Below are 25089 nucleotides of genomic sequence, written 5' to 3'. Positions count from 1 at the left end.
GACGGACAGGCACGGCCCGGGACCAGGCCGGCCTGTGACCGGGTTCGGCGCGCGACATACGGGGACGATCCAAGGCATACGGGGGCCTGTCATGCATCCGATGGTGAAACCCGCGCTCAGGCGCGGCTGGCGCGACCTCAACACCGTGCAGTTCGGGATGACACCGGCGCATGCGATGACGCTCGGCCCGATGGACCTGGCGACGGGCAGCTTCCTGGATCTGCTGAACGGCACACGGGGGCTGGAGCTGCTGCGTGAGGAGGGACGCCGGATGGATCTGCCCGACGGCCATGTCGACGGGCTGGTGCGGCGGCTCGCCGAGGCCGGTCTCCTCGACGACGCACGGGGCGGCGGGCCGGCTGCCGACGCCCTGCGTCAGAAGAAGGAGGTCCTCGACCGGCTGCGTCCCGACCTTGCTTCTCTGTCCCTGACCACCTCGGCACCGGGCGACGCCATGCGCCGGCTGGCTGCCCGGCGCTCGCAGCGCGTGCAGGTGCAGGGCGCGGGCCGGGTCGGTGCCGTGCTGGCGGCGCTGCTGTCGGGGGCGGGTGTGGGAGAGGTCGACGTGCGCGACGGCGGCCGTGTGGAACCGTGGGACGTCGCGCCGGGCGGGCTGCCCGCGGAGGCCGTCGGCGACCGCAGGGACGAGTCGGCCCGCCGGGCCGTGCGCAGGGCGGCCCCGGACCGGCCGCCGCGCCGCGCGGCATCCCGGACGGTCCCGGAGGACGGCGCCCCGGGCTTTTCGCTGGTGATCGTCGCCCCGCGCGACGATGTCGCCGTGCACGCGCCCGACCCCTCGGCCGCCGACCCGCTGATGTCCTCCGGGACACCTCATCTGTACGCCGGGGTCGTGGAGGGGACCGGGGTGGTCGGCCCGCTCGTCCTGCCCGGGGAGACGGGCTGCGCGAGGTGTCTGCACGAGAGCCGCACCGACCGGGATCCGACCTGGCCGCGGCTGGTCGCCCAGTGGCGCTCCGGCAGGCAGCGGCAGGTGCGGCCCTGCGACCTGACGCTGGCCACTACGGTGGCCGGACTGGCCGCCGCCCACGCGCTCGCCTTCCTGGACGGCCGGGTTCCGTCGAGCGCCGGGGCGCGCTGGGAGGTCTCCGTGCCCGGTCTCCACTGGCATGCGCGGCCGGTCTGGGCACATCCGGCATGCCCGTGCGGGGCGGCGGAGAGAGGAGCGGAGAGAGGAAAGGGGGAGCACCCCTCGGAGGATGGGGAGTCACACGAGACAATGGCGGTGCAACGGCCGTCGGCGCAGTGCCGTAAGGCAGCGGCGAAGCGGCCGGCTGGGACTTGGAGGGCGCATGTCTGATCTTCCCCGGAAGGCGGTCACCCGGACCGCCAAGCTCGCCGCGCTCCCGCTCGGCATCGCCGGGCGGGCGACCTGGGGATTCGGCAAGCGGATCGTCGGCGAGTCCGCGGAGCTCGTCGGCCGCGAACTCCAACAGCGCACCGCTGACCAGCTGTTCAAGGTGCTCGGCGAGCTCAAGGGCGGCGCGATGAAGTTCGGCCAGGCCCTGTCCGTCTTCGAGTCCGCGCTGCCCGAGGAGGTGGCCGGCCCCTACCGGGCCGCGCTGACCAAGCTCCAGGAGTCGGCGCCGCCGATGCCGACGCGCACTGTGCACGCGGTGCTCGAGGAGCGGCTGGGCGAGGGCTGGCACGAGCTGTTCCTGGAGTTCGAGGACAAGCCCGCCGCGGCGGCCTCGATCGGCCAGGTGCACCGGGGGGTGTGGCATGACGGCCGCGAGGTGGCGGTCAAGGTGCAGTACCCGGGCGCCGGCGAGGCCCTGCTGTCCGATTTGAACCAGCTGAGCCGCTTCTCCCGCCTGCTCGGCCCGCTGATCCCCGGCATGGACATCAAGCCGCTGATCACGGAGCTGAAGGACCGCGTCTCGGAGGAGCTGGACTACGGCCTGGAGGCCCAGGCCCAGCAGGCCCACGCCGAGGAGTTCGCGGACGACCCGGACGTGGTCGTGCCGCAGGTGGTGCACCAGTCCGACCAGGTCCTGATCACGGAGTGGATAGACGGCATCCCCCTGTCGGAGATCATCTCGGACGGCTCCCAGGAGCAGCGCGACCGGGCCGGCCAGCTCCTGGCCCGCTTCCTGTTCTCCGGCCCCGCCCGCACCGGCCTGCTGCACGCCGATCCGCACCCGGGCAACTTCCGGCTGCTGCCCGGCGGCCCGGACGGTGAGGACGACTGGCGCCTGGGCGTCCTGGACTTCGGCACGGTCGACCGTCTCCCGGGCGGTCTGCCGGCCACCATCGGCGAGTCCCTGCGGATGACCCTCGACGGGGAGGCCGAGGCGGTCTACGAGCTCCTGTGCGCGGAGGGGTTCGTGAAGGAGACCATAGAGCTGGATCCCGACGCGGTCCTGGACTATCTGCTGCCGATCATCGAACCGGCCGAGGTCGAGGAGTTCACGTTCACGCGCGGCTGGATGCGCAGCCAGGCGGCCCGCATCGCAGACCCGCGCTCCCCCGCCTACCAGCTGGGCAAGCAGCTCAACCTGCCGCCGGCGTACCTGCTGATCCACCGGGTGACGCTGAGCACGATCGGCGTGCTGTGTCAGCTGGGGGCGACGGTGCGGCTGCGCGAGGAGTTGGAGGAGTGGCTGCCGGGGTTCCTCCCGGAGGACCCGGCGGACGGCGAGGCGTCGGTGGCGGAGGCATGAGCCTCAGCGGGCACCAAGGGTGACCGGTGCCCGCGCCTCACCACCAGTCCGAGTCCAGGCGTCCCTCGATCGACCTGAGGTTCTCCCGGGAGCAGGTCTCACAGAAGTAGCGACGGACACCGTTCTCGACGGAGTGGGTCCAGGTGAGTGGTGGGCCGTCGGCCAGGGAGCCGGCCGACGTGCCGCAGCGGTCGCACACGAGCGGCTGGGGCCCCGCGGCGGAGCCGTCGTCACCGCTTCCGGGATGACTCGTCACCCGGCGACGATATCGCCGTGCCCGACGGCCGCGCTGCGTGACGCGGGGCTCATCCGCCGTCCGCGCACGGCCCGGCCGGTTCGCGGGACACAACGCACCGCGGGGGCCGGTCCGTTCGGACGGACCAGCCCCCGCGGGGAGAGCGCGGCCTCCCGGAATCGGGAGGCCACCGCTTCAGCTGAGGTCGGTTACTGCATGACCGCCATGGCCAGCGCCCGGCGGGCACGCCGGGAAGCGCGCTCCGCCCTGCGCTGCATCCGGCGGGCGGTCGCCAGGCGCACGGCCGGGCGTTCCCGCTCCGCCTCTTGCAGTCGCTCGCGCATATGCGCACGAGCCATGGCTTCTGGGATGAGTTGCATCTCTCGGGTCCTGTTCTGACGCGAGTCCTTCGCGCCGGTGGTGGTGAAGTCTTGGGTCGCGGAGCCTGCGGGCTCGTCAGTGGACGGCTTCATCGGGGCCTGCTTCTGGGGGTCGTGCGTGAGGGGACGGTCGATGGTTCCTGCGGTGTTCATGCCGTAACCGGGTTCTTGCGCGGGCGGCCACGCGGCCGCTTCCGGGCGACGACGACACCCTGCACGAACAGCTCGCCACCCCAGACGCCCCAGGGCTCACGCCGCTCCTTGGCGCCGGCGAGGCAGGCCTCGACCAACGGGCAGGTGCGGCAGAGGGACTTGGCGTACTCGACGTCCGCGGGCGACTCGGCGAAGAAGACCTCCGGGTCGTAGGAACGGCACGGGACGGGTACGCCGAGGTTCTCGATGGCGTCGTCGAGCGCGGTGAGCGCGGTGAGCGGGGTCAAGGCGGAGTCCTCCGTGGAGCCGGGCTTGGGGATCGTTTCGGAAGGCGGTACGGACGGGGCGTGCGCTTCGAGTTGCACGGTTCGTCTTCCTCGTCTGGTCGTTCCGGCCTGTTGGCCGGGGGGCGGCTGGTACCGGGTTCTTTTCTTGTCCCGAGGCTCCTTCGGTCCGTCGTCCCTGTTCAGGGACAAACAGAAGGGCCGCGGATCCCGGATGGGGTTCCGCGGCCCTGAAGGCGCCGGCCTGATCGGCGATCAGGCTGGATCACTCCAGGGTTCTGGCCCACGGAAGGCCCACATCTGGTGGTGCTGCGTCGTCTGCTTCCGGAATCCGGCACCGGTCGCCGTAAAGGCATAGGCCTGCGCCTGTGCCACTACTGCCGCTTCCAGTGCCTTGGTCGGTCGCTCATTGCGCTCACGGACGGGAAGGCCCGCGGGAGCAACGGAGGAGGACGCCGGACGCGCGGCACGAATGCCGGACAGACCGGTGCCCAGGTTCGAAACGCCGAGCATGCACGCGGAGACGGCCGAGCGATCGGTCATTTTCACGATGCTGACGGAGCTGGTGTTGATGCTGATCACTGGACTCGCCTCCTCTCGGCGTCTCGGGGGACTGGGTGAACCAGTCCTGCGGATATGCAAGTACAACACGGAATCAGGGCCTCCGAGAAGGCCGCTGCTCTCGTGCCTAAGAACCTATGGGGATTGCTGGGGCATGCGCAAACTATTTTTTCGACGAGTTCGCGTCAGTCCTGATCTGTGTCCCCTCCTGCGTACTGGCCTGCGCAGATGGCCAGTACGTCGGCTCCGTAGCGATTGAGCTTGCGCATTCCCACGCCGGGGATGCGCGCCAGCTCGTGCTCGTCGTCGGGCGAGGTCTCGGCGATCGCCATCAGGGTCCTGTCGGTGAAGACGCAGAAGGCGGGCTGACCACTGCGTAGCGCCTGGTCGGCACGCCACTCGCGCAGCTGCTCGTAGAGACCCTCGTTCATGTCGGAGGGGCAGTCGTCGCAGCGCATCAGCTTCATCTCGCCCGCGTCGGTCAGCGTGCGGCCGCAGACTCGGCAGCGGGCGGGCGTTCGCTGGACTCGTCTCGGGGCGGAACCCCTGGTTCCGGGGATTCCGCGCTCGATGCCACCCCTGCTGCCGGCGGCGGTACGTGCCGTGGTGGCCGTCGAACCGGGGCGCAGCCCGTCGAGGAAGCGGCTGGGGCGGCGGTTGGGGCGGCCGCCGGGGGAACGGGAGAGGGCCCAGGAGACGTGGAGGCGTTCCCGCGCGCGGGTGACTCCGACGTACAGGAGGCGGCGCTCCTCCTCGATCTGTTCGTCGGTCTTGGCGTAGGTGATCGGCATCATGCCCTCGGCGACGCCGACCAGGAAGACGACGTCCCACTCCAGGCCCTTGGCCGAGTGCAGGGAGGCGAGGGTGACGCCCTGAACGGTGGGGGCGTGCTGGGCGTTCGCCCGTTCGTCGAGCTCGGCGACGAGGTCCGCCAGCGTGGCGCCGGGTTTGGCGGCGGCGAAGTCCTGGGCGAGGTTCACCAGGGCGGCCAGGGACTCCCAGCGTTCTCTCACGGCGCCCGAGCCGGCCGGTGGCTGCGGTGTCCAGCCCTCCCCCGACAGCACGGCACGCACCTGGGAAGGCAGGTCTACGGCGTCGTCCAGAAGGGAGTCGTTGCCGCCGAAGCGGGCCGCGCCGCGCAGGGCGACGCTCGCCTTGCGCACCTCCGGGCGGTCGAAGAACCGCTCGGCGCCGCGCAGCTGGTAGGGCACCGCGGCGTCGGCGAGGGCCTGCTCGTAGGTCTCGGACTGCGCGTTGGTCCGGAAGAGGACGGCGATCTCGGCGGCCGGGACGCCCGCGTCGATGAGCTCGCGGATGCGCCGGGCCGCGCCCTCCGCCTCGGCCGGCTCGTCCGTGTACTCGGCGTACACCGGCTCGGGCCCTGGGGCGCGCTGGGAGACGAGCTCCAGGCGATGGTCGGCGGCGCGGCCCTTCGCCTGGGCGAGCAGGCCGTTGGCGAGGTGGACGACCTGGGGGGTGGAGCGGTAGTCGCGGACCAGCTTGACGACCGTGGCGCCGGGGTGGCGGGTGCGGAAGTCGAGCAGATGGTCCGGTGTCGCGCCCGTGAAGGAGTAGATCGTCTGGCTGGCGTCGCCGACGACGCAGAGGCTGTCCCGGTCGCCCAGCCACAGTTCCAGCAGGCGCTGCTGGAGGGGGCTGACGTCCTGGTACTCGTCCACGACGAAGTGCTGGTACTGGGCGCGGACCTGCTCCGCGATGTCGTGCCGGTCCTGGAGGACGGCCACGGTCAGCAGCAGCACGTCCTCGAAGTCGATGACGGAGCGCTCGCGCTTGACGTCCTCGTAGGCGGCGTAGAGCTGGGCGATCTCGGCGGGGGCGCGGGGGGTCTCGCGGCCGGCCTTGGCGGCGGCGGGCGCGTAGTCGGCGGGGACGGTCTGGGTGACCTTGGACCACTCGATCTCGGCGGTGACGTCCCGCAGCTCTCCACGGTCGAGGCGGATGCGGCAGGCGGCGGCCGCGTCGGCGACGAGCTGGATCTTGCGGTCGACAAGCCGGGGCATGGAGCCGCCGATCGCTTTCGGCCAGAAATACTGGAGCTGTCGCAGCGCGGCCGAGTGGAACGTACGCGCCTGGACGCCGGCGGCGCCGAGCTGGCGCAGCCGACCCCGCATCTCCCCGGCGGCGCGGTTGGTGAAGGTGACGGCGAGCACGCTGGAGGGCTGGAGGAGACCGGCGCGCACTCCGTAGGCGATGCGGTGGGTGATCGCCCGGGTCTTGCCCGTGCCGGCGCCCGCCAGGACGCACACCGGACCGTGCAGGGCCGTGGCCACCTCGCGCTGCTCGGGGTCGAGCCCTTCGAGAACCGCGTCGGGGGTCTCCGGTACCTGCGGGAACAGGGTGGAGTGCGTTGCTGCTGTCACACAGCCATGCTGCCAGGTCTCGCGAAACGGCTGTGCCGGTTGTCCACAGGCAGGCACTGATAGTCGTACTAATGCGGCAGGCGTCACGTGCGGCGGCGGGCGGGGCCGGGGAATGGTGGACCTTTCACATACGTTCCACCACTGCGAGCACCCGCCTCCGAGCCACCGAAGGAGCACGACAGACATGCTGGGCACTGTCACGATGTACAGCACCACCTGGTGCGGTTACTGCCGCCGGCTGAAGAGCCAGATGGACCGCGAGGGCATCGCGTACACCGAGATCAACATCGAGCAGGACCCGGAGTCCGCCGCGTTCGTGGAGAAGGCGAATGGCGGAAACCAGACGGTGCCCACCGTTCTGTTCCCGGACGGCTCCACCCTCACCAACCCGTCCCTGGCTCAGGTGAAGCAGAAGATCGGCGCGTAGTCGCCGCGTGCGGTTGTGCGGGGAAGGCGGCTCCTGAGACAGCTCAGGAGCCGCCTTCTCGTGGTGCACGTCCTCCATGGGCGTGCCGGCCGGGCCTCTCTTGCCGCCGGTCAGCCGTTCAGCCGTTCACCGGGCGTACGTAGGGGTCGGACAGGCGGGCGGCCCCCGTCAGATGGCGCTCCTCGTCGGGAGCGGCTTGCCGTACCAGAGCTCGATCAGGCGGGCCGCGATCGATATGCCGTACGGCGGGAGCACCTCGCCGGACTCGAAGGCGGCGCGCAGTTCCTCACGCGAGAACCAGCGGGCCTCGTGGATCTCGTCGCCGTCGACGTCGATCTCGGTCGAGGTGGCGCGGGCCAGGAAGCCCAGCATGAGGCTGGACGGGAACGGCCAGGGCTGGCTGGCGACGTACTCGACCTGGCCGACGGTGATGCCGACCTCCTCGTGGACCTCGCGGCGCACCGACTGTTCGATGGACTCGCCGGGCTCGACGAAACCGGCGAGCGTCGAGAAGCGGCCCTCGGGCCAGTGCACCTGGCGGCCGAGCAGGATGCGGTCGTCCTCGTCGGTCACGGCCATGATCACTGCCGGGTCCGTACGCGGGTAGTGCTCCGCGCCGCAGGCCTGGCAGCGGCGGATGTGACCGGCTGCGGCGATGACGGTGCGCTCGCCGCAGCGCGAACAGAAACGGTGGGTGCGCTGCCAGTTCTCCAGGCCGACCGCGTGCACCATCAGGCCCACGTCCCGGGCCGACAGGAGCAGGCCCGCCTCGCGCAGCCCCGCCGGCCGCGCGGACTGGTCCATGCGCCCGGGCAGGGAGTCCTTCTGGAGGGCGAAGTAGCTCACGCCGTCCTCGTCGATGCCGAGGAAGTAGCGGTGGGCCTCGGTGAGGGGGGCCTCGAAGGAGGGCGTCATGACGAGTTCGGTGCGCCCGTCCGCCGTCTCGTCGATGAGGACCTGGCCGCCGGAGACCACGAAACAGCGCGTGGAGGGGTGGCTCCACGCCGCCGCGAGCCAGGCCTCGTCGAGCCGGTGGTGCGCGGCCCGGTCGATGCCGCTCGGTGCGGTGAGCGAGATGGGTCGGTCGGCGTTCTGGTCGGTCCAGGTGGTCACGGGTGCTTCCAACTCCCCGGTGGAACGGTCGGGTTCGGCGGGCTGATCAGCGGAACGTACGGCGGGAGGCGACCGGGTCCGGCGGGGCGGTACGGGGCAGCCCTTCCAGTGTGCCCCGCGCGCGCTGCCGGTCCGGACGGCGCGGGACGCTCAGGGCGCATGGCGCCAGTGCTGGGCGAGGTCGCCCCACAGGTACGCGGTGGTCTCGACGCCCTTGAGGAGCAGGTCGAGTTCCACTTTCTCGTTCGGGGCGTGCCAGCCGTCGGACGGGACGGAGATGCCGAGGAAGAGCACCGGCGCCCCGAGCACGTCCTGGAGGTCCGCCGCCGGTCCGGAGCCGCCCTCGCGTGTGAAGCGGACCGGCTTCTCGAAGGCCCGGCCCATCGCGCGGGCGACCGACTGCAGAGCCGGGTGGTCCAGCGGCGTCAGGCACGGGCGCGTGGCCCCGCCGAAGGTGATCTCACAGCGGATCCCGGCGGGCACCTGCTGCTCGGCCCAGGCGCGGACGGCCTTCTCCACGTGGTCCGGGTCCTGTCCCGCCACCAGCCGGAAGGACAGCTTCACCAGGGCGGAGGACGGCACGATGGTCTTGCTGCCGGGGCCCTGGTAGCCGCCGGCGATGCCGTTGACCTCCGCGGTCGGGCGGGCCCAGACGCGCTCCAGGGTGGTGTACCCGGCCTCGCCCTGGGTGGCGTACGACTTGGCCGCCCGCAGCCACTGCCGCTCGTCGAAGGGCAGTTCGGCGAAGAGTTCCCGCTCGCGGTCGGTGAGTTCGATCACGCCGTCGTAGAAGTCGGGTATCGCCACGCGCGCGTGCTCGTCGTGCAGGGCGGCGACGAGGCGGGCGGCGGCGGTCGCCGGGTTGGGCACCGCACCGCCGAAGGAGCCGGAATGGATGTCCTGGTCGGGGCCGTGCAGCCGTATCTCGCACTCGGCGAGGCCGCGCATGCCGGTGCACACCGTGGGGGTGTCCTCGGACCACATGCCGGTGTCGGAGACGATCACCGCGTCGGCGGCGAGCCGCTCGGCGTGCTGCTCGACGAGGGCCCGGAAGTGCGGCGAGCCGGACTCCTCCTCGCCCTCGACCAGCAGCTTCAGATGCACCGCCGGGGTAGTCCTGCCGGTGGCGGCGAGGTGGGCGCGGACACCGAGGGTGTGGAAGAACACCTGGCCCTTGTCGTCGGCCGCCCCGCGCGCGTAGAGGCGGTTCTCGCGGACGACCGGCTCGAAGGGCTCGCTGTCCCAGCCGTCCTCCCGGGCGGCGGGCTGCACGTCGTGGTGGCCGTAGACCAGCACCGTGGGCGCCTGGGGGTCGTCACAGGGCCACTCGGCGAACACGGCGGGCGCGCCCGGGGTCTGCCAGACCTCGACCGCCGGGAACCCGGTCTCCTTCAGCTTGGCGGCGAGCCAGTCGGCGCTGCGTCGTACGTCGGGCGCATGGTCCGGCTGGGCCGACACCGACGGGATCCGCAGCCACTCGGCGAGGTCGTCGAGGAAGGCGGCGCGGTGTTGCTCGATATACGTACGGACGACACTGTCCGGGGTCTGGCTCATGGTCACGAGCCTATCCGCCCGCACTGACGTCCTCGGAGTGCGGTTCCTCACCGGGCCGCTCACCGGGCCGCTCACCGGACGTGGAGTCACCGGACGGCTCCTCCAGCAGCAGCCGCTCCAGCGCCGCGCGGTCCGGCAGCCGGTCCGGGCGTACGACCTCCCCGCTGCGCACGTACAGGAACGCGGCCGTGACCGACTCCAGCGGCACGCCCTGCTGCTCCGCCCAGGCGAGGCGGTAGACGGCCAGCTGGAGCGGGTCGGCGGTGCGGGTGCGGTTCGTCTTCCAGTCGACGATCTCGTACGTCGTCTCCTGTCCGTCGCCCTCCTTGTAGACGGCGTCGATGCGGCCCCGTACGACGCGGCCGGCGATCTCGAGCTGGAAGGGGGCCTCCACCCGGTAGGGCGTGCGGTGTGCGTACCGGGTGCGTTCGAAGGCGTCCTTGAGGGCGTCCAGGTCCTGTTCGTCGGCGATCTCGGCGTCGCTTCCGGGCAGTTCCCCGGGCTCCAGGAACGGCAGCGTCAGCGCTTCGAAGCGCGCCTCGACCCAGGCGTGGAAGCGGGTGCCGCGGCGTGCGGCGGGCTGCGGCGGGCGGGGCATGGGGCGGGCCAGTTCCTGCGCGAAGCCGTCCGGGTCGGCAGCCAGGCGCAGCAGCTGGGACGCGGTGAGCGAAGCGGGCAGGCGGACCTCGGTGACGCTGTCGCGGGCGCGCAGGAGCTCTCCGGTGAGGGCGTCGAGGTCGCGGTCCCATGAGGCGACGGTGCGGGCTTCCTCGGGGGTGAGGTGGAGGTGTTCCGGCGCCGTGGAGTGCGGGCCCGCAACGGGGAGGTCCGGTGGAGCCGCCTGGTGCGGGATGGCGGGGCGCTCCACCGGCCGCTCCCCCGGGTCGGCCGGGTCTTCCGGGACGGCGTCGTCCTCGAAGCGATCGACGGTGTCGCCCTCGAAGCGATCGACGGTGTCGCCCCCGAAGGGGTCGTCGTCGAACGGGTCCGGTTCGTCGTACGGAGGCTCGTCGTCCTCCGGAGGCGGCGGCCACTCCGGGTCGTCGACCCTGTCCAGGTCGTGCACGGCGGCGGGGGGCCCGTCGTCGTGGGACGCGAGGTCCTCCAGGTGCGCCAGGACGGTCGCGGCGGCCGCGCGACGGCGGGCCAGGGCCGTCTCGTCCAGCGGCAAAGGCCACACCTGGTCGGCGGTGGCCTGGTGCAGGGCCGGGTTCTCCTCGTCCTCTGCGGGTTCGTCCGCCCAGGCCTCGATCTCGCCGTGACCGGCCGCGCAGTGCTCGTGGAGGGCCTGGAGGAACGCGGACGGTCCCCGGCGCTTCTTCTGGGTGGGTCCCCACCAGTGGCCGGAGCCCAGGAGCAGGGAGCGCGGGCGCGTGAAGGTGACGTAGCCGAGGCGGAGTTCCTCCGTGTGCTGGTGGTCCTTCATGGCCTCGTGGAAGGCTCTCAGGCCCCTGGCGTCCCAGGACTCCACGTCGGGCAGGGTGTCGGCGTCGCCGCGCAGTTCGTGCGGCAGGACCTTGCCCTGGGAGGTCCACTTCTCGCGGCCCTGGCTGCTGGGGAAGGTGCCGGTGACCAGTCCGGGGACGACCACGACGTCCCACTCCAGGCCCTTGGACTTGTGGGCGGTGAGCACCTTGACGGTGTTCTCGCCGCCGGGCAGGGCGTTGTCGAGGCCCTTCTCGTACTGGGCGGCGGTGCGCAGGAAGCCGAGGAAGGCGAGGAGGGTGGCCTCGTTGTCGCCGGCGGCGAAGGATGCGGCGACGTCGAGGAAGTTGGAGAGGGTCTCGCGGCGGCGCGCGGCCAGGGCGTGCGGGGACGCCGACAGCTCGACCTCCAGGCCGGTGACGGCGAGGACGCGGTGCAGGACGTCCATCAGCGGGTCGGCCAGGGAGCGGCGCAGTTCGCGCAGCTCGGTGGCCAGGCGGGCGAAGCGCACGCGCGCGTCCGGCGAGAAGGGCAATCCGTCGTCGTCCCCGTGGCCGTCGAGGGGCGTCTCCAGGAACGTGTCGAGGGCGTCCGCGAGCGAGATCACCTCGGAGGGGTCGACTCCCTCGACGGCCTCGGCGAGGCGCCGGTCCGGGTCGTCGTCGCCCTCCACGCGCGCGTGGGACACGAGGAGCCGGGCGCGCCGCCCCAGCAGGGCGAGGTCGCGCGGGCCGATGCGCCAGCGCGGGCCGGTCAGCAGGCGCACCAGGGAGGCGTTGGCGCCGGGGTCCTGGAGGACCTCGCAGACGGCGACGAGGTCGGCGATCTCGGGCAGGTGCAGCAGCCCGGACAGGCCGACGACCTCGACCGGGATGTCCCGGGCGACCAGGGCGCCCTGGATCTCGGCGAAATCGGTCGCCGTGCGGCACAGAACGGCGATCTCGCCGGGTGCCGTCCCGGTCCGTACGAGGTGGGCGACGGAGTCGGCGGCCCAGTCGATCTCCTCGGCGTGGGTGCGCAGCAGGGCACAGCGGACCATGCCGTCGCGTTCGGCGCCGGGGGCCGGGCGGAGGGCCTCCACGCCGGCGTGCAGGGCCCGCAGGGGCTCCGCGAGTCCGTTCGCCAGGTCGAGGAGGCGGCCGCCGCTGCGGCGGTTCTCGCTGAGCGCCTGCCGGGTGGCGGGGCGGCCGTCGGCGCGGGCGAAGTGCTCGGGGAAGTCGTCGAGGTTGGCGACGGAGGCGCCGCGCCAGCCGTAGATGGCCTGGCAGGGGTCGCCGACGGCGGTGACGGGGTGGCCGGTGCCCTCGCCGAACAGGCCGGCCAGGAGGACGCGTTGGGCGACCGATGTGTCCTGGTACTCGTCGAGCAGGACCACCCGGAACTCGTCGCGCAGCGCGCGGCCCACCTCGGGGATGTTCGCGAGCCGGGCCGACAGGGCGATCTGGTCGCCGAAGTCGAGCAGGTCCCGCTCGCGCTTGGCGGCCCGGTAGCGGGTGACCAGTCCGGCAAGTTCACGGCGGGCGGCGGCCGCTTCGGGCACCTTGCGAAGGTCGGCGTTGGTGAGCTTGGCGCCGCGCAAGGTCAGCAGCAGTTCGGCGTCGTACGCGCGCAGTGCTTCCGGGCGGACGAGGTGCTCGGCGAGTTCGGCGTCGAGGGCGAGGAGGTCGCCGACCAGGTCCGGGAAGGAACGGGTAAGGGCCGGGTAGGTCCCAGGCGCCTCGCGCAGCACGCGCGCGGCGAGCTGGAAGCGGGTCGCGTCGGCGAGCAGCCGGGACGTCGGCTCCAGACCGAGGCGCAGGCCGTGGTCGGTGAGCAGGCGGCCCGCGAAGGCGTGGTACGTGGAGATCACCGGCTCGCCCGGCGGGTTGTCCGGGTCGATGGCGTCCGGGTCGGTGACGCCGGCCTTGACGAGCGCCTTGCGGACGCGCTCGGCGAGTTCGGCGGCGGCCTTGTTGGTGAAGGTGAGGCCGAGCACCTGCTCGGGGGCGACCTGGCCGGTGCCGACCAGCCACACCACGCGTGCCGCCATCACCGTCGTCTTGCCCGAGCCGGCTCCGGCCACGATCACCTGCGGGGCGGGCGGCGCGGTGATGCAGGCCATCTGCTCAGGGGTGAACGGGATGCCGAGGAGCTCCTTGAGCTGCTCGGGGTCAGTGATACGGGCGGGCACGTCACAGAGGCTAGCGGCGGCCACTGACAGTGGCGGCCGGATCGGCTTCCGGGACAGAAGAAGCGCAGGTCAGCACATGTGGTGCGATAGATCACTCGACGACGTGACGGCCCTCCTGCCGCGCACTGCACGAGGCCCGGAACGCGCAGTGCGTGCAGTGCTGGCCGGCGGTCGGTGTGAACCGTTCGTCGAGGACCTTGCCGGCCGCGGTGGCCAGCAGGTCACCGACCCACTCCCCCTCCAGCGGCTCCTGGGCCTGCACCTTGGGCAGGATCTCGCCGCCGTCGCGCTGGGCGGCGCCCTGACGCAGGTGGACCAGTTCGGCACCGCCGGGCTCGGGGCGCACGCCGTCGAAGACGTCGTCGACGGCGCCCTCGCGGACGGCCAGCTGGTAGACGGCGAGCTGCGGGTGGCGCTCCACCTCCTTGCCGGTGGGCGCCTGTTTGCCGGTCTTGAAGTCGACGACGTAGGCACGGCCCTCGCCGTCCGCCTCCACGCGGTCCATCTGGCCGCGGATGCGGACCTGGTAGTCACCGGCTTCGAGGGTGACGTCGAAGTCGTGCTCGCTGGCCACCGGGGTACGCCCGGTGCGGTCCATGACGTGCCACTTCAGGAACCGTTCGAGCGCCACGCGCGCGTTGTCCTTCTCCTGGTCCGACTTCCACGGCGCGTCGAAGGCCAGGGCGTTCCACACGGAGTCGAGCCGTTCCATGAGGACGGAGAGGTCGGCCGGGGTGCGCCCGGAGGCGACCTCGTCGGCGAGGACGTGCACCACGTTGCCGAAGCCCTGGGCGGCGGTCGCGGGCGCGTCGGCCTTCACCTCGCGGCCCAGGAACCATTGCAGGGCGCACGTGTTGGCGAGCTGGTCGAGGGCGCTGCCCGAGAGGACGACCGGCTGGTCGCGGTCGCGCAGCGGCACCTTGGACTCGGTCGGCTCGAACATGCCCCACCAGCGGTAGGGGTGCGCGGACGGCACCAAGGGGCGGCCGTCTTCGTCGGCGAGGGCGGCGAGCCGGGCGAGGCGGCGGGCGGCGGCCTCCCGGAGGGCGTCGGAGACACGCGGGTCGACCGTGGTGGCGCGCAGTTCGGCGACGAGTGCCGCGACGGACAACGGGCGGCGCGGGCGTCCCGTGACGTCCTTGGGTTCGACGCCGAGTTCGGTCAGGAAGCGGGAGGGCTGGTCGCCGTCGTCCGCCGGGGCCTTGACCGCGGTCACGACGAGCCGTTCACGCGCGCGCGTGGCGGCCACGTAGAACAGGCGGCGCTCCTCGGCGAGCAGCGCGCCGGGGGTGAGGGGTTCGGCGAGTCCGTCGCGGCCGATGCGGTCGGCCTCCAGCAGGGAGCCGCGGCGGCGCAGATCCGGCCACAGTCCCTCCTGGACGCCCGCGACGACCACGAGGCGCCATTCCAGGCCCTTGGAGCGGTGCGCGGTCATGAGGCGGACGGCGTCGGGGCGTACGGAGCGGCGCGTGAGGGTGTCGGCGGCGATGTCCTCGGCCTCGATCTCCTCCAGGAAGTTCAGGGCGCCCCGGCCGCCGGTGCGCTCCTCGGCACGGGCCGCCGTCGCGAACAGCGCGCAGACCGCGTCCAGATCGCGGTCCGCGTTGCGCCCGGCCGCGCCGCCCCGGCGTGCGGCCCGCTCCAGCCGTGTGGGCCAGGGCGTGCCCTCCCACAGGTCCCACAGCGCCTCCTCGGCCGTACCACCGCCCGCCAGCCGCTCACGGGCCTTGCGCAGCAGCGCGCCGAGGCGCTGGGCGCCACGCGCGTACGTGGGGTCGTGTACGGCGAGGCGCTCCGGCTCGGCGAGTGCCTGCGCGAGCAGCACGTCGGAGGGCGGCGGCAGCGGGTTGCCCGCGGCCCGCTCCTCGTCGCGCAGGGCCCGGCCGAGGCGGCGCAGGTCGGCGGCGTCCATGCTGGCGAGCGGGGAGGTGAGGAGGGTGAGGGCGGTCTCGGTGTCGAGCCAGCAGGTGTCCGGCTGCGGGGAAGGGGCGTCCTCGGTGGAGGTGCCACTCTCGGGGTCCTGAGGCTCGGCAGGTCCGGGGTCCTGAGGCTCGGCCGGTCCGGGGTCCTGAGGCTCGGCCGGTCCGGGGTCCTGAGGCTCGGCAGGTCCCCTCTCGGAATCTGCTGTCTCCGCCGTGGCCACCGCCCGCAGCGCCGTCAGCAGTGGTGCCACCGCCGGTTCGTGACGCAGAGGCACGTCGTCTCCGTCGACGTCCACGGGTACGCCGGCCGCCGTCAGGGCGCGGCGGACCGTCGGGATGGTGCGGGAGCCGGCACGCACCAGGACGGCCATCTCGCTCCAGGGGACGCCGTCCTCCAGGTGCGCCCTGCGGAGGATGTCGGCGATGTTGTCCAGCTCCGTCCCGGACGTCGGGTACGTGTACGCCTCGACGCGGCCGCCGTCCCGTACGGGCGCGAGGTCGCGGTGGGTGCGCACCTTCTCGGCGGGCAGGCGGGTCAGCGGCATGCGCTGGGTCAGCAGCCGCGTGGCGGCCAGCAGGGCGGCGCCGGAGCGGCGGGAGGTGCGCAGCACCGCGACGGGGGCCGGGCGGCCATCCGCGCGCGGGAAGGCGTGCGGGAAGTCGAGGATGCCGTTCACGTCCGCTCCGCGGAACGCGTAGATCGACTGGTCGGGGTCACCGAACGCGACGAGCGTGCGGCCGCCGCCGGCCAGGGCGTGCAGCAGTCGTACCTGAGCGGGATCGGTGTCCTGGTACTCGTCGACGTAGACGGCGTCGTAGCGGGCGGCGAGCCACGCGGCGACCTCGGGCCGGCGGGCGAGGAGCACCGCGCGGTGGACGAGTTCCGCGTAGTCGATCACGCCCTGGAGGTCGAGCACGTCGAGGTACTCGGCGAGGAAGGCGGCGGCGGCGCGCCAGTCGGGGCGTCCCGTGCGGCGGGCGAAGGCGTCCAGGGCGTCCGGCCCGAGACCCAGTTCACGGGTGCGGGCCAGGACCGCGCGGACCTCGTCGGCGAAACCACGGGTGGTCAGGCAGGCGCGCAGTTCGTCCGGCCAGCGCACGTGAGCGAGCCCGAGCCGCTCCAGGTCCACCTGACCGGCGAGCAGCTCCCGGACCGAGACGTCCTGCTCGGGACCGGACAGCAGGCGGAGCGGCTCCACGAACAGGTCGCTGTCCTGGTGGGCGCGGACCAGGGCGTAGCAGAACGAGTGGAAGGTGGTCGCCTGGGGCGCGTGGGCCGCGCCGCTGCGCAGGGCCATGCGGTCGCGCAGCTCGACGGCGGCCCGGCGGCTGAAGGTGAGCACGAGGATGCGCTCGGGGTCCTGGCCCCGGGCGATGCGCTCGGCCACGGACTCGACGAGCGTGGTGGTCTTGCCGGTGCCCGGACCTGCGAGGACGAGCAGCGGGCCGGTGGCGTGGTCAACCACGGAGCGCTGCGAGGCGTCCAAACGAGGGGGGTCCAGCCGTTCAGGAGGGGTACGTACCAGTCGGTAAGCGCCACGGCTCCCCCACCGCACCCGGGGGTGCGACAGGCCGCTGGTGGAGAAAGAGGAGCTCACGTGGTTCGCCGGTCCTGGTGGAAGTACTGGTTGGCGGGCCACCGCGCGTGGCGGGCGGTGACCGCGGGGTGACGGGGACGAGTGCAGCCGACGCTACGCCGACGGGTGAGGCGGAAGCAGGGCTTCCCCTTCTTCCCGCCAATCACTCATGGCCCTCACAGCGCTGCCGGCCCCAGAGGCGCTCCTGGCACTCATGTCCCTCATCTCACGAACGTACGTCATGGCGGCGGAGTGCCCCGATTCCCCCGTCCGGATCACGGGTCACACAGGAGGGCGTCCGATGCCCGAAGCTGTCAGGTGTGACCCTCCGCGCGTTCGCCGCCGTCCCAGCGCGCCCGTCTCATGTCGAGGCGCGGCAGGTGGCCCTCGGCGGCCCTGCTCGCCTGCCTCAGGGGCGTGCCCTCCGCGCGGTAATGGCCGAGCGCCCGCTGCTCGTGCCCCGGCAGCAGGACGCCGTCCGCGCGGACGACACGCCACCACGGGACGGCTCCGCCGTAGAGAGCCATCACGCGGCCGACCTGACGCGGACCGCCCTCCTCCAGCCACTCGGCGACGTCCCCGTAGGTCATGACACGGCCCGGCGGGATCAGTTCGGCGACGTCCAGGACCCGCTCGGCGTACGCGGGCAGCGCTTCCCCGGGTTCCTCACGGGTGTCGCCGTACCCCGTGCGGGCGTCCTGCGCGCCGGCGTCCTGCGGAAGGCTTTCCTCGCTCATCCGCCCCATCCTGCCGCACCCCACCGACAACGGGACGGGCGTGCTCCGGAGCGTTTCCCTCGCCCGGCGGCAGCGCGTCGGGCAGACTGTCCGCCCCCGCATGTGCACCCTGATGCCCCCGTGTGTCGGTGCGGCATGCCACCATCGTGCGGGCGGTGACCGGTGATACGAGACCAAGAAGAGACGATGAAGCAGCAGGGTGCGCACCCCGAGGACCCGGAGGGCACCTCTGACGCTTCGTCGCGCCCGGGCACTCCGGACGACGGCCCGACGGCCGCCGAGAAGTCCCGTAAGAAGGCCCCGGCGTCCGCCGAGGACGAGGAGACCGTGCACATCGACGAGGTGGAGGGCGACGAACCGCTGCTCCCCGCGCGCGTGCACCGCCCGTCCGACCTGATGCGGCTCCTGGTGGGCGTGCTCGCCGTGGCGCTGCTGATCGGAATCGCCGCGTTCGCGCACGGCACGACCTCGGGCCTGGAACAGGACATCAACAAGGGCACGGGCCGGGCGCCCGACCTGCTCATCAAGATCGCGGGACTGGCCTCCAGCATCGCGATCCTGCTGGTGCCGGTCGCCTTCGCCATCGAGCGGCTGATCAAGCGGGACGGGCTCAGAATCGCCGACGGCGTGCTCGCGGCCGTCCTCGCCCACGGTGTGACTCTCGCCACCGACCTGTGGGTCGCCCGCGCCGCCCCGGATTCGATCCAGGAGGCGCTCACCCAGCCCTCCCCCGGCGACATCCACGCGCTGACCGACCCCGTGCACGGCTATCTGGCGCCGGTCATCGCATACATGACCGCCGTCGGCATGTCGCGCAGACCCCGATGGCGCGCGGTGCTGTGGGTCGTGCTGCTCCTCGACGCCTTCTCGATGCTCGTCACCGGGTACACGACACCGTTCTCGATCATCCTGACGGTGCTGATCGGCTGGACCGTGGCCTACGGCACGCTCTACGCGGTCGGTTCGCCCAACGTCCGGCCCACCGGACAGACCCTGATGGCGGGCCTGCGGACCGTCGGCTTCCGCCCGGTCAGCGCGTCCCGCGAGGACATCTCGGACAACCCGGACACCGGCGACCGGGGCCGCCGCTACTTCGTCACGCTCGAGGACGGCCCACCGCTGGACGTGACGGTGGTCGACCGGGAGCAGCAGGCCCAGGGCTTCTTCTACCGCGCGTGGCGCAACCTGACCCTGCGCGGCTTCGCCACCCGCAGCAGCCTCCAGTCGCTGCGCCAGGCCCTGGAGCAGGAAGCGCTGCTGGCGTACGCGGCGATCGCGGCCGGCGCCAACGCGCCCAAGCTGATCGCGACGTCCGAGCTGGGTCCCGACGCGGTGATGCTCGTCTACGAGCACAGCGGCGGCCGCACCCTGGACTCGCTGCCGGACGAGGAGATCACCGACGACCTGCTGAGCGACACCTGGCACCAGGTGAAGGCCCTTCAGTCCCGGCGCATCGCGCACCGCAGGCTGGTCGGCGACGCGATTCTGGTGGATCGTTCCGGCACGGTGATCCTCACCGACCTGCGTGTCGGCGAGATCGCGGCCGGCGACCTGCTGCTGCGCATGGACACGTCCCAGCTGCTGGTGACCCTCGGCCTCCGGGTGGGCGCCGAGCGGGCGGTCGCCTCGGCGGTGGAGGTGCTCGGCCCCGACGCGGTGGCGGACTGCCTGCCGATGCTCCAGCCCATCGCGCTCAGCCGCTCCACGCGCGCGACGCTGCGCAGGCTGGCCCGGGAGCGGGCACAGCGCGAGCGCGAGGCCGTCCTGGAGGCGTCCCGGCAGGCCAAGCAGGCGCGTCTGGAGGATGCCTCGGACGAGGCGGTGCCGGTTCTGGAGAAACCCGACAAGAAGGCCGTGCGGGCGGAACAGCGGGCCGAGAAGCGGGCCATCGACGAGGCCCTGGAGGAGGCGCGCGAAGAGGACCTGCTCACGCAGATCCGGCACGAGGTGCTGCGGATCAGGCCGCAGGCGCCCGTCGAGCCGGCCCGTCTGGAGCGGGTGCGGCCGCGCACGCTGCTCAGTTTCATGGCCGGCGCGATCGGCGCGTACTTCCTGCTGACGCAGCTCACGCACATCGAGTTCGGGCCGCTCATCGCGAACGCCGAGTGGGGCTGGGTCGCCGCGGCCGTGCTGTTCTCGATGGGCAGCTACATCGCGGCGGCGATGGCTCTGCTGGGGTTCGTGCCCGAGCGGGTGCCGTTCGTGCGGACCGTGGCAGCGCAGGTCGCCGGGTCGTTCGTGAAGATCGTCGCCCCGGCGGCGGTGGGCGGTGTCGCCCTCAACACGCGTTTCCTCCAGCGCGCCGGAGTGCGGCCGGGGCTCGCGGTGGCGAGCGTCGGAGCGTCGCAGCTGTTCGGGCTCGGCTGTCACATCCTGATGCTGCTGTCGTTCGGCTATCTGACCGGCACCGAGAAGACGCCGTCGCTGTCGCCGTCCCGAACGGTCATCGCCGGCCTGCTGACGGTGGCGGTGCTGGTGCTCGTGGTGACCTCGGTGCCGTTCCTGCGGAAGTTCGTCGTCACGCGCGTGAGGTCGCTGTTCGCAGGTGTCGTGCCGCGCATGCTGGACGTGCTCCAGCGGCCGCAGAAGCTGGTCACCGGCATCGGCGGCATGCTGCTGCTGACCGCCTGCTTCGTGATGTGCCTGGACGCCTCGATCCGCGCGTTCGGTGACGAGTCCACGTCGATCAGCCTTGCCAGCGTCGCCGTCGTCTTCCTCGCGGGCAACGCCCTGGGGTCCGCGGCGCCGACACCGGGAGGTGTGGGCGCGGTCGAGGCGACGCTGACCGTCGGTCTGATCGCCGTCGGGCTGCCGAAGGAGGTCGCGGCACCGGCGGTCCTGCTGTTCCGCCTGCTGACGCTGTGGCTGCCCGTGCTGCCGGGCTGGCTGGCCTTCAACCACCTCACGCGCAAGCAGGCCCTCTGACCCCGGCCTGCCCGAGCCCTTCGGCACCACCGGAGCGCCACCAGCCCCTCTTACCTCGTACGGCACGCGTCCCGCGCGGGCTGCCCTCAGCCGCCGCAGGATGGAACCATGCCCGCGCTCCTCCGGCTGCGTGCCGCCGCCCTGACCGCCACCGCCGTGCTGCTGTCCGCCGTGCTGGCGGGCTGCGGTGACGACGCCAAGGACGAGGACCTGACGCAGCAGGAGCTGAGCTGGAAGGACTGCCCGACCCCGTCCGACGCACAGGGAGGAGGCGCCGCCCCCTCACCACTGCCGGACGGCGGCGACTGGCAGTGCGCGACCATGAAGGCCCCGCTCGACTGGGACGACCCCAAGGGCGACACGATCGGCCTCGAACTGATCCGCGCCAGGAGCAGCGGGGACGAGAGCGCCCGCATCGGCTCGCTCATCTTCAACTTCGGCGGCCCCGGCGGCTCGGGCGTCACCTCGCTGCCGTCCTTCGCGGAGGACTACGGCACTCTGCGCACCCGCTACGACCTGGTCAGCTTCGACCCTCGCGGAGTCGGTCGCAGCGCGCCCGTGATCTGTGCGAACGACCAGCAGCTCGACGCGTACTTCCAGCAGGACGCCACCCCCGACGACCCCGCCGAACGCACCGAACTCCTGGACAGCACCAAGGAGTTCAACGACGCGTGCGAGCAGAACTCCGAGAAGATCCTGCCGCATGTGCGCACCACCGACGCGGCCCGCGACCTGGACCTGATGCGCCAGGTGCTGGGCGACGAGAAACTGCACTACTTCGGCATCTCCTACGGCACCGAACTCGGCGGCGTCTACGCCCACCTGTTCCCCGAGCGGGTCGGCCGCGCCGTGTTCGACGCCGTCGTCGACCCCACGCAGAACGCCGAGCAGGGCTCGCTCGGGCAGGCCAAGGGCTTCCAGCTCGCGCTGGACAACTTCGCCGAGGACTGCGTGTCGAAGACCGAGGAGTGCCCTCTCGGCGACAGCGCGCAGGATGTGAAGGACCGTATCGCCGGACTGCTGGAGGACCTCGACCGCACACCGATCCCGGGTGTCTTCCCGCGCCAGCTGACCCAGTCCGCAGCCACCAGCGGCATCCTCCAGGCGCTGTACTCGAAGGACTTCTGGGAGTACCTCACCGAGGGCCTGCAACAGGCGTACGACGGCGACGGCAGCATCCTGATGCTGCTGTCCGACACGATGAACGGGCGCGAGCAGAACGGCGAGTACGACAACAGCACCGCCGCCAACGTGGCCATCAACTGCGCGGACGACAAACCCCGCTACGACACCGCCTTCGTGGAGCGGAAACTGCCCGAATTCCGGGCGGCCTCCGACCTGTTCGGCGACTCGCTGGCCTGGGGCATGATCAGCTGCACCGACTGGGCCGTGCCGGGCGCCGCCGACCACCCGGACGTGAGCGCTCCGGGCTCGGCGCCGATCCTGGTCGTCGGCAACACGGGCGACCCGGCCACCCCGTACGAGGGCGCAGGGAAGATGGCGGAGGCGCTGGGCAAGGGCGTCGGGGTCGAGCTGACGTACCGGGGGCAGGGGCACGGCGCGTACGACAGCAAGAACAAGTGCGTGCAGGGCGCGGTGAACGGCTATCTGCTGGACGGAAAGGTGCCGCGGGCGGGGACCGTTTGCACCTGAGATCAGGACCGGCTTGACGAATATGCAGGTCAGAGGGTTATCCACAGGCTGCAACGGCCGGCGCGGGATCTGCCTACCATGGCCTGACCGCCATCCGCGGCACGGTGCGGACGGCCTGCGAGGGGGGATGGGCCCATGACGCGTTTCGCACGGTGGACGGCTTTGGCGGTCGCCTCGGCACTGCTCGCCGCGGGATGCAGCGGCGGCTCGCCGGACGACGACAGGGGCGGGCTCTCCTGGGGCCGCTGCAAGGCCACCGGCGACGCCCCCGCACCGAGCAGCGACTGGCAGTGCGCGACGCTGAAGGTGCCCCTGGACTGGTCGAAACCGGACGGCGAGACGATCGGGCTGGCGCTGATCCGCGCCAAGGCCCGCGGTGACGACCGCGCGGGCTCACTGCTGTTCAACTTCGGCGGCCCCGGCGCCTCGGGCGTGTCCATGATGCCGTCGTACGCCCCGACCGTCTCCCGACTCCGCGAGCGGTACGACCTGGTGAGCTGGGACCCGCGCGGGGTCGGCGCGAGCGAGGGCGTACGCTGCCGCGGCGACAAGGAGATCCAGGCGGCCGAGTCGGTGGACGTCACCCCGGACACACCCGCGGAGGAAAAGGCGTTCTTCCAGGACGCCGCCGACTTCGGCAAGGGCTGCCAGAAGGACGCCGGGAAGCTGATGGCGCACGTGTCGACCGCCGACTCGGCCCGCGACATGGACCGCATCCGGGAGGTCCTCGGCGACGAGAAGATGCACTACTTCGGCATCTCCTACGGCACCGAACTTGGCGGCACGTATGCGCACCTGTTCCCGAAGAACGTGGGGCGGATGACCCTGGACGCGGTCGTCGACCCAGGGGCCGACGCGGTGGGGCATGCCCGCAACCAGGCGAGGGGCTTCCAGCGCGCGCTGGACGGCTACCTGAAGTCCACGGGCCAGGACCCGGCGGAAGGCTCGCGGAAGATCGCGGACCTGCTGCGACGGATCGACGCCCGGCCCCTGCCCGCGGGCACGCCCGAGCGGAAGCTGACACAGACGCTCGCGGTCACCGGCATCATCCTGCCGCTCTACAGCAAGGACAGCTGGCCCACGCTGACCAGCGCCCTCGACGCGGCCCAGCGGGGCGACGGCTCGGAGCTGCTGACCCTCGCCGACGGCTACAACGAACGCGACCCGTCGGGACGCTACGGCACGACGACCCACGCCCAACGGGTCATATCGTGCCTGGACGACAGGCAGCGGCCGACCGCGGCGACCACCAGGAAGCTGCTGCCCCAGTTCGAGAAGATCTCCCCGGTCTTCGGAACGTTCCTCGGCTGGGACACGGCCGGCTGGTGCCACGACTGGCCGGTGCCCGGGCAGCACGACACCCCGGAGGTGAGCGCCCCGGGCGCGGCACCGGTCCTGGTGGTCGGCAACACCGGCGACCCGGCCACCCCGTACGAGGGTGCCCGGAGGATGGCCGACGAGCTGGGCAAGGGCGTCGGAGTGATGCTCACCTGGCGGGGCGAGGGACATGGCGCGTACGGCAGCGGCAGCGACTGTGTCGACTCCACGGTGGACGCGTATCTGCTGGACGGTTCGGTGCCGAAGGACGGCAAGGTCTGCTCATGACGACGGCGGGGGCTCCGGGCACCCGTGGTGCGCGGAGCCCCCGCCGCTCGCGAGGGTGGGCCGGATACGGCTCGGTATGCCGGCGCGTCCGGTCAGTACACCGGCTTGTCCGGCTCGATCTGGTTGACCCAGCCGATCACGCCGCCGCCGACGTGGACCGCGTCCGAGAAGCCCGCGGACTTCAGGACCGCGAGGACTTCCGCACTGCGGACACCCGTCTTGCAGTGCAGGACGATCTTCTTGTCCTGCGGGAGGCTCTCCAGGGCGGTGCCCATGAGGAACTCGTTCTTCGGGATCAGCCGGGCGCCCGGGATGGAGACGATCTCGTACTCGTTCGGCTCGCGGACGTCGATGATGTCGATGCTCTCGCCGTCGTCGATCCACTCCTTGAGCTGCTTGGGAGTGATCGTGGAGTCGGCGGCCGCCGCCTGGGCCTCCTCGGACACGACGCCGCAGAAGGCCTCGTAGTCGATGAGTTCGGTGACGGTCGGGTTCTCGCCGCAGACCGCGCAGTCCGGGTCCTTGCGGACCTTGACCTGGCGGTACTGCATCTCCAGGGCGTCGTAGATCATCAGCCGGCCGACCAGCGGCTCACCGATGCCGGCGAGCAGCTTGATGGCCTCGTTGACCTGGATGGAGCCGATGGACGCGCACAGCACGCCCAGGACGCCGCCCTCGGCGCAGGAGGGAACCATGCCGGGGGGCGGGGGCTCCGGGTACAGGCAGCGGTAGCAGGGGCCGTGCTCGGACCAGAAGACGGAGGCCTGGCCGTCGAAGCGGTAGATCGAGCCCCAGACGTACGGCTTGTTCAGCAGCACGCAGGCGTCGTTGACCAGGTAGCGGGTCGCGAAGTTGTCCGTGCCGTCGACGATCAGGTCGTACTGGCTGAAGATCTCCATCACGTTGTCGGCCTCGAGCCGCTCCTCGTGAAGGATCACGTTCACGTACGGGTTGATGCCCTTGACGCTGTCACGGGCGGACTCCGCCTTGGGGCGGCCGATGTCGGCCTGGCTGTGGATGATCTGGCGCTGCAGGTTCGACTCGTCGACCTCGTCGAACTCCACGATGCCGAGGGTTCCGACGCCCGCGGCGGCCAGGTACATGAGCGCCGGCGAGCCCAGGCCGCCGGCGCCCACACACAGCACCTTGGCGTTCTTCAGCCGCTTCTGCCCGTCCATCCCGACGTCGGGGATGATCAGGTGGCGGGAGTACCTGCGGACCTCGTCTACGGTGAGCTCGGAAGCCGGCTCGACCAGGGGTGGCAGCGACACGGGGACTCCGTTGGTCGGTCAATCACTACGGTTGT

Annotated in this window: 17 protein-coding genes; 6 read left to right on the top strand and 11 right to left on the bottom strand. The window is 72.0% G+C overall.

What is annotated here, in order from left to right; translation table 11 throughout:
• Positions 1–91: 91 nt before the first annotated feature.
• Together ACH4G3_RS35110 and ACH4G3_RS35105 are read left to right on the top strand one after the other, a co-directional pair.
• A complete protein-coding gene (locus ACH4G3_RS35110; RefSeq protein ID WP_397628272.1) occupies positions 92–1318 on the top strand; it encodes a TOMM precursor leader peptide-binding protein in 1227 nt (408 codons plus the stop codon).
• Complete coding sequence (locus ACH4G3_RS35105; RefSeq protein WP_397628271.1) at positions 1311–2681, top strand: ABC1 kinase family protein; 1371 nt, start codon at positions 1311–1313, stop codon at positions 2679–2681. Before ACH4G3_RS35110 ends, ACH4G3_RS35105 begins: the two co-directional genes overlap by 8 nt.
• A gap of 37 nt (positions 2682–2718) precedes the next feature.
• Here the strand turns inward: ACH4G3_RS35105 and ACH4G3_RS35100 are convergent, their stop codons facing one another.
• The 5 genes from ACH4G3_RS35100 to ACH4G3_RS35080 form a co-directional block, all read right to left on the bottom strand.
• Entirely contained in the window at positions 2719–2937 is a 219-nt protein-coding gene (locus tag ACH4G3_RS35100) for a hypothetical protein (protein WP_397617446.1), read from the bottom strand.
• A gap of 188 nt (positions 2938–3125) precedes the next feature.
• Positions 3126–3449 carry a hypothetical protein gene (locus tag ACH4G3_RS35095; RefSeq protein WP_020270253.1) on the bottom strand — a complete coding sequence of 108 codons (324 nt, stop codon included), beginning with the start codon at positions 3447–3449 and terminating at the stop codon, positions 3126–3128.
• Positions 3446–3814: a WhiB family transcriptional regulator gene (locus ACH4G3_RS35090; RefSeq protein WP_010047663.1), complete on the bottom strand. Its 369-nt coding sequence runs from the start codon at positions 3812–3814 to the stop codon at positions 3446–3448. Before ACH4G3_RS35090 ends, ACH4G3_RS35095 begins: the two co-directional genes overlap by 4 nt.
• A 174-nt stretch (positions 3815–3988) precedes the next feature.
• On the bottom strand, positions 3989–4315 hold the full coding sequence (locus ACH4G3_RS35085; RefSeq protein WP_020270254.1) for a hypothetical protein: 327 nt from the start codon (positions 4313–4315) through the stop codon (positions 3989–3991).
• 164 nt (positions 4316–4479) lie between these two features.
• Entirely contained in the window at positions 4480–6675 is a 2196-nt protein-coding gene (locus ACH4G3_RS35080) for an ATP-dependent DNA helicase UvrD2 (RefSeq protein ID WP_397628270.1), read from the bottom strand.
• A gap of 184 nt (positions 6676–6859) precedes the next feature.
• Here ACH4G3_RS35080 and ACH4G3_RS35075 point away from each other — a divergent pair, with 184 nt between their 5' ends.
• Positions 6860–7102, top strand: coding sequence for a mycoredoxin (locus tag ACH4G3_RS35075; protein WP_003992805.1), 243 nt, complete (start codon positions 6860–6862; stop codon positions 7100–7102).
• A 168-nt stretch (positions 7103–7270) separates the two neighbouring features.
• Here ACH4G3_RS35075 and nudC read toward each other — a convergent pair whose 3' ends face one another.
• From nudC to ACH4G3_RS35050, 5 genes are all read right to left on the bottom strand, one after another.
• Positions 7271–8215, bottom strand: coding sequence for an NAD(+) diphosphatase (gene nudC, locus ACH4G3_RS35070; RefSeq protein ID WP_397628269.1), 945 nt, complete (start codon positions 8213–8215; stop codon positions 7271–7273).
• Positions 8216–8365: 150 nt separating this feature from the next.
• Entirely contained in the window at positions 8366–9769 is a 1404-nt protein-coding gene (locus ACH4G3_RS35065) for a dipeptidase (RefSeq protein ID WP_397628268.1), read from the bottom strand.
• A 10-nt stretch (positions 9770–9779) separates the two neighbouring features.
• Positions 9780–13364, bottom strand: a complete 3585-nt coding sequence (locus tag ACH4G3_RS35060) for a UvrD-helicase domain-containing protein (RefSeq protein WP_397628267.1) — start codon at positions 13362–13364, stop codon at positions 9780–9782.
• Between the two features lie 91 nt (positions 13365–13455).
• Positions 13456–16884 carry an ATP-dependent helicase gene (locus ACH4G3_RS35055; protein ID WP_397628266.1) on the bottom strand — a complete coding sequence of 1143 codons (3429 nt, stop codon included), beginning with the start codon at positions 16882–16884 and terminating at the stop codon, positions 13456–13458.
• Between the two features lie 293 nt (positions 16885–17177).
• Positions 17178–17600 carry an MGMT family protein gene (locus tag ACH4G3_RS35050; protein ID WP_397628265.1) on the bottom strand — a complete coding sequence of 141 codons (423 nt, stop codon included), beginning with the start codon at positions 17598–17600 and terminating at the stop codon, positions 17178–17180.
• A gap of 186 nt (positions 17601–17786) precedes the next feature.
• Between ACH4G3_RS35050 and ACH4G3_RS35045 the strand changes: the two genes are divergently transcribed.
• From ACH4G3_RS35045 to ACH4G3_RS35035, 3 genes are all read left to right on the top strand, one after another.
• Complete coding sequence (locus ACH4G3_RS35045; protein ID WP_397628264.1) at positions 17787–20525, top strand: lysylphosphatidylglycerol synthase domain-containing protein; 2739 nt, start codon at positions 17787–17789, stop codon at positions 20523–20525.
• Positions 20526–20633: 108 nt separating this feature from the next.
• Positions 20634–22178: an alpha/beta fold hydrolase gene (locus tag ACH4G3_RS35040; RefSeq protein WP_397628263.1), complete on the top strand. Its 1545-nt coding sequence runs from the start codon at positions 20634–20636 to the stop codon at positions 22176–22178.
• A gap of 135 nt (positions 22179–22313) precedes the next feature.
• Positions 22314–23783 carry an alpha/beta fold hydrolase gene (locus ACH4G3_RS35035; RefSeq protein ID WP_397628262.1) on the top strand — a complete coding sequence of 490 codons (1470 nt, stop codon included), beginning with the start codon at positions 22314–22316 and terminating at the stop codon, positions 23781–23783.
• A 92-nt stretch (positions 23784–23875) separates the two neighbouring features.
• Here ACH4G3_RS35035 and moeZ read toward each other — a convergent pair whose 3' ends face one another.
• Entirely contained in the window at positions 23876–25054 is a 1179-nt protein-coding gene (gene moeZ / locus ACH4G3_RS35030) for an adenylyltransferase/sulfurtransferase MoeZ (protein WP_020269791.1), read from the bottom strand.
• Positions 25055–25089 lie beyond the last annotated feature (35 nt).

The organism is Streptomyces afghaniensis, from assembly GCF_044327915.1.
GTDB lineage: Bacteria > Actinomycetota > Actinomycetes > Streptomycetales > Streptomycetaceae > Streptomyces > Streptomyces afghaniensis.
Note: the sequence above shows the minus strand (reverse complement) of the source record. Positions and strands in the feature narration are given on the sequence as shown.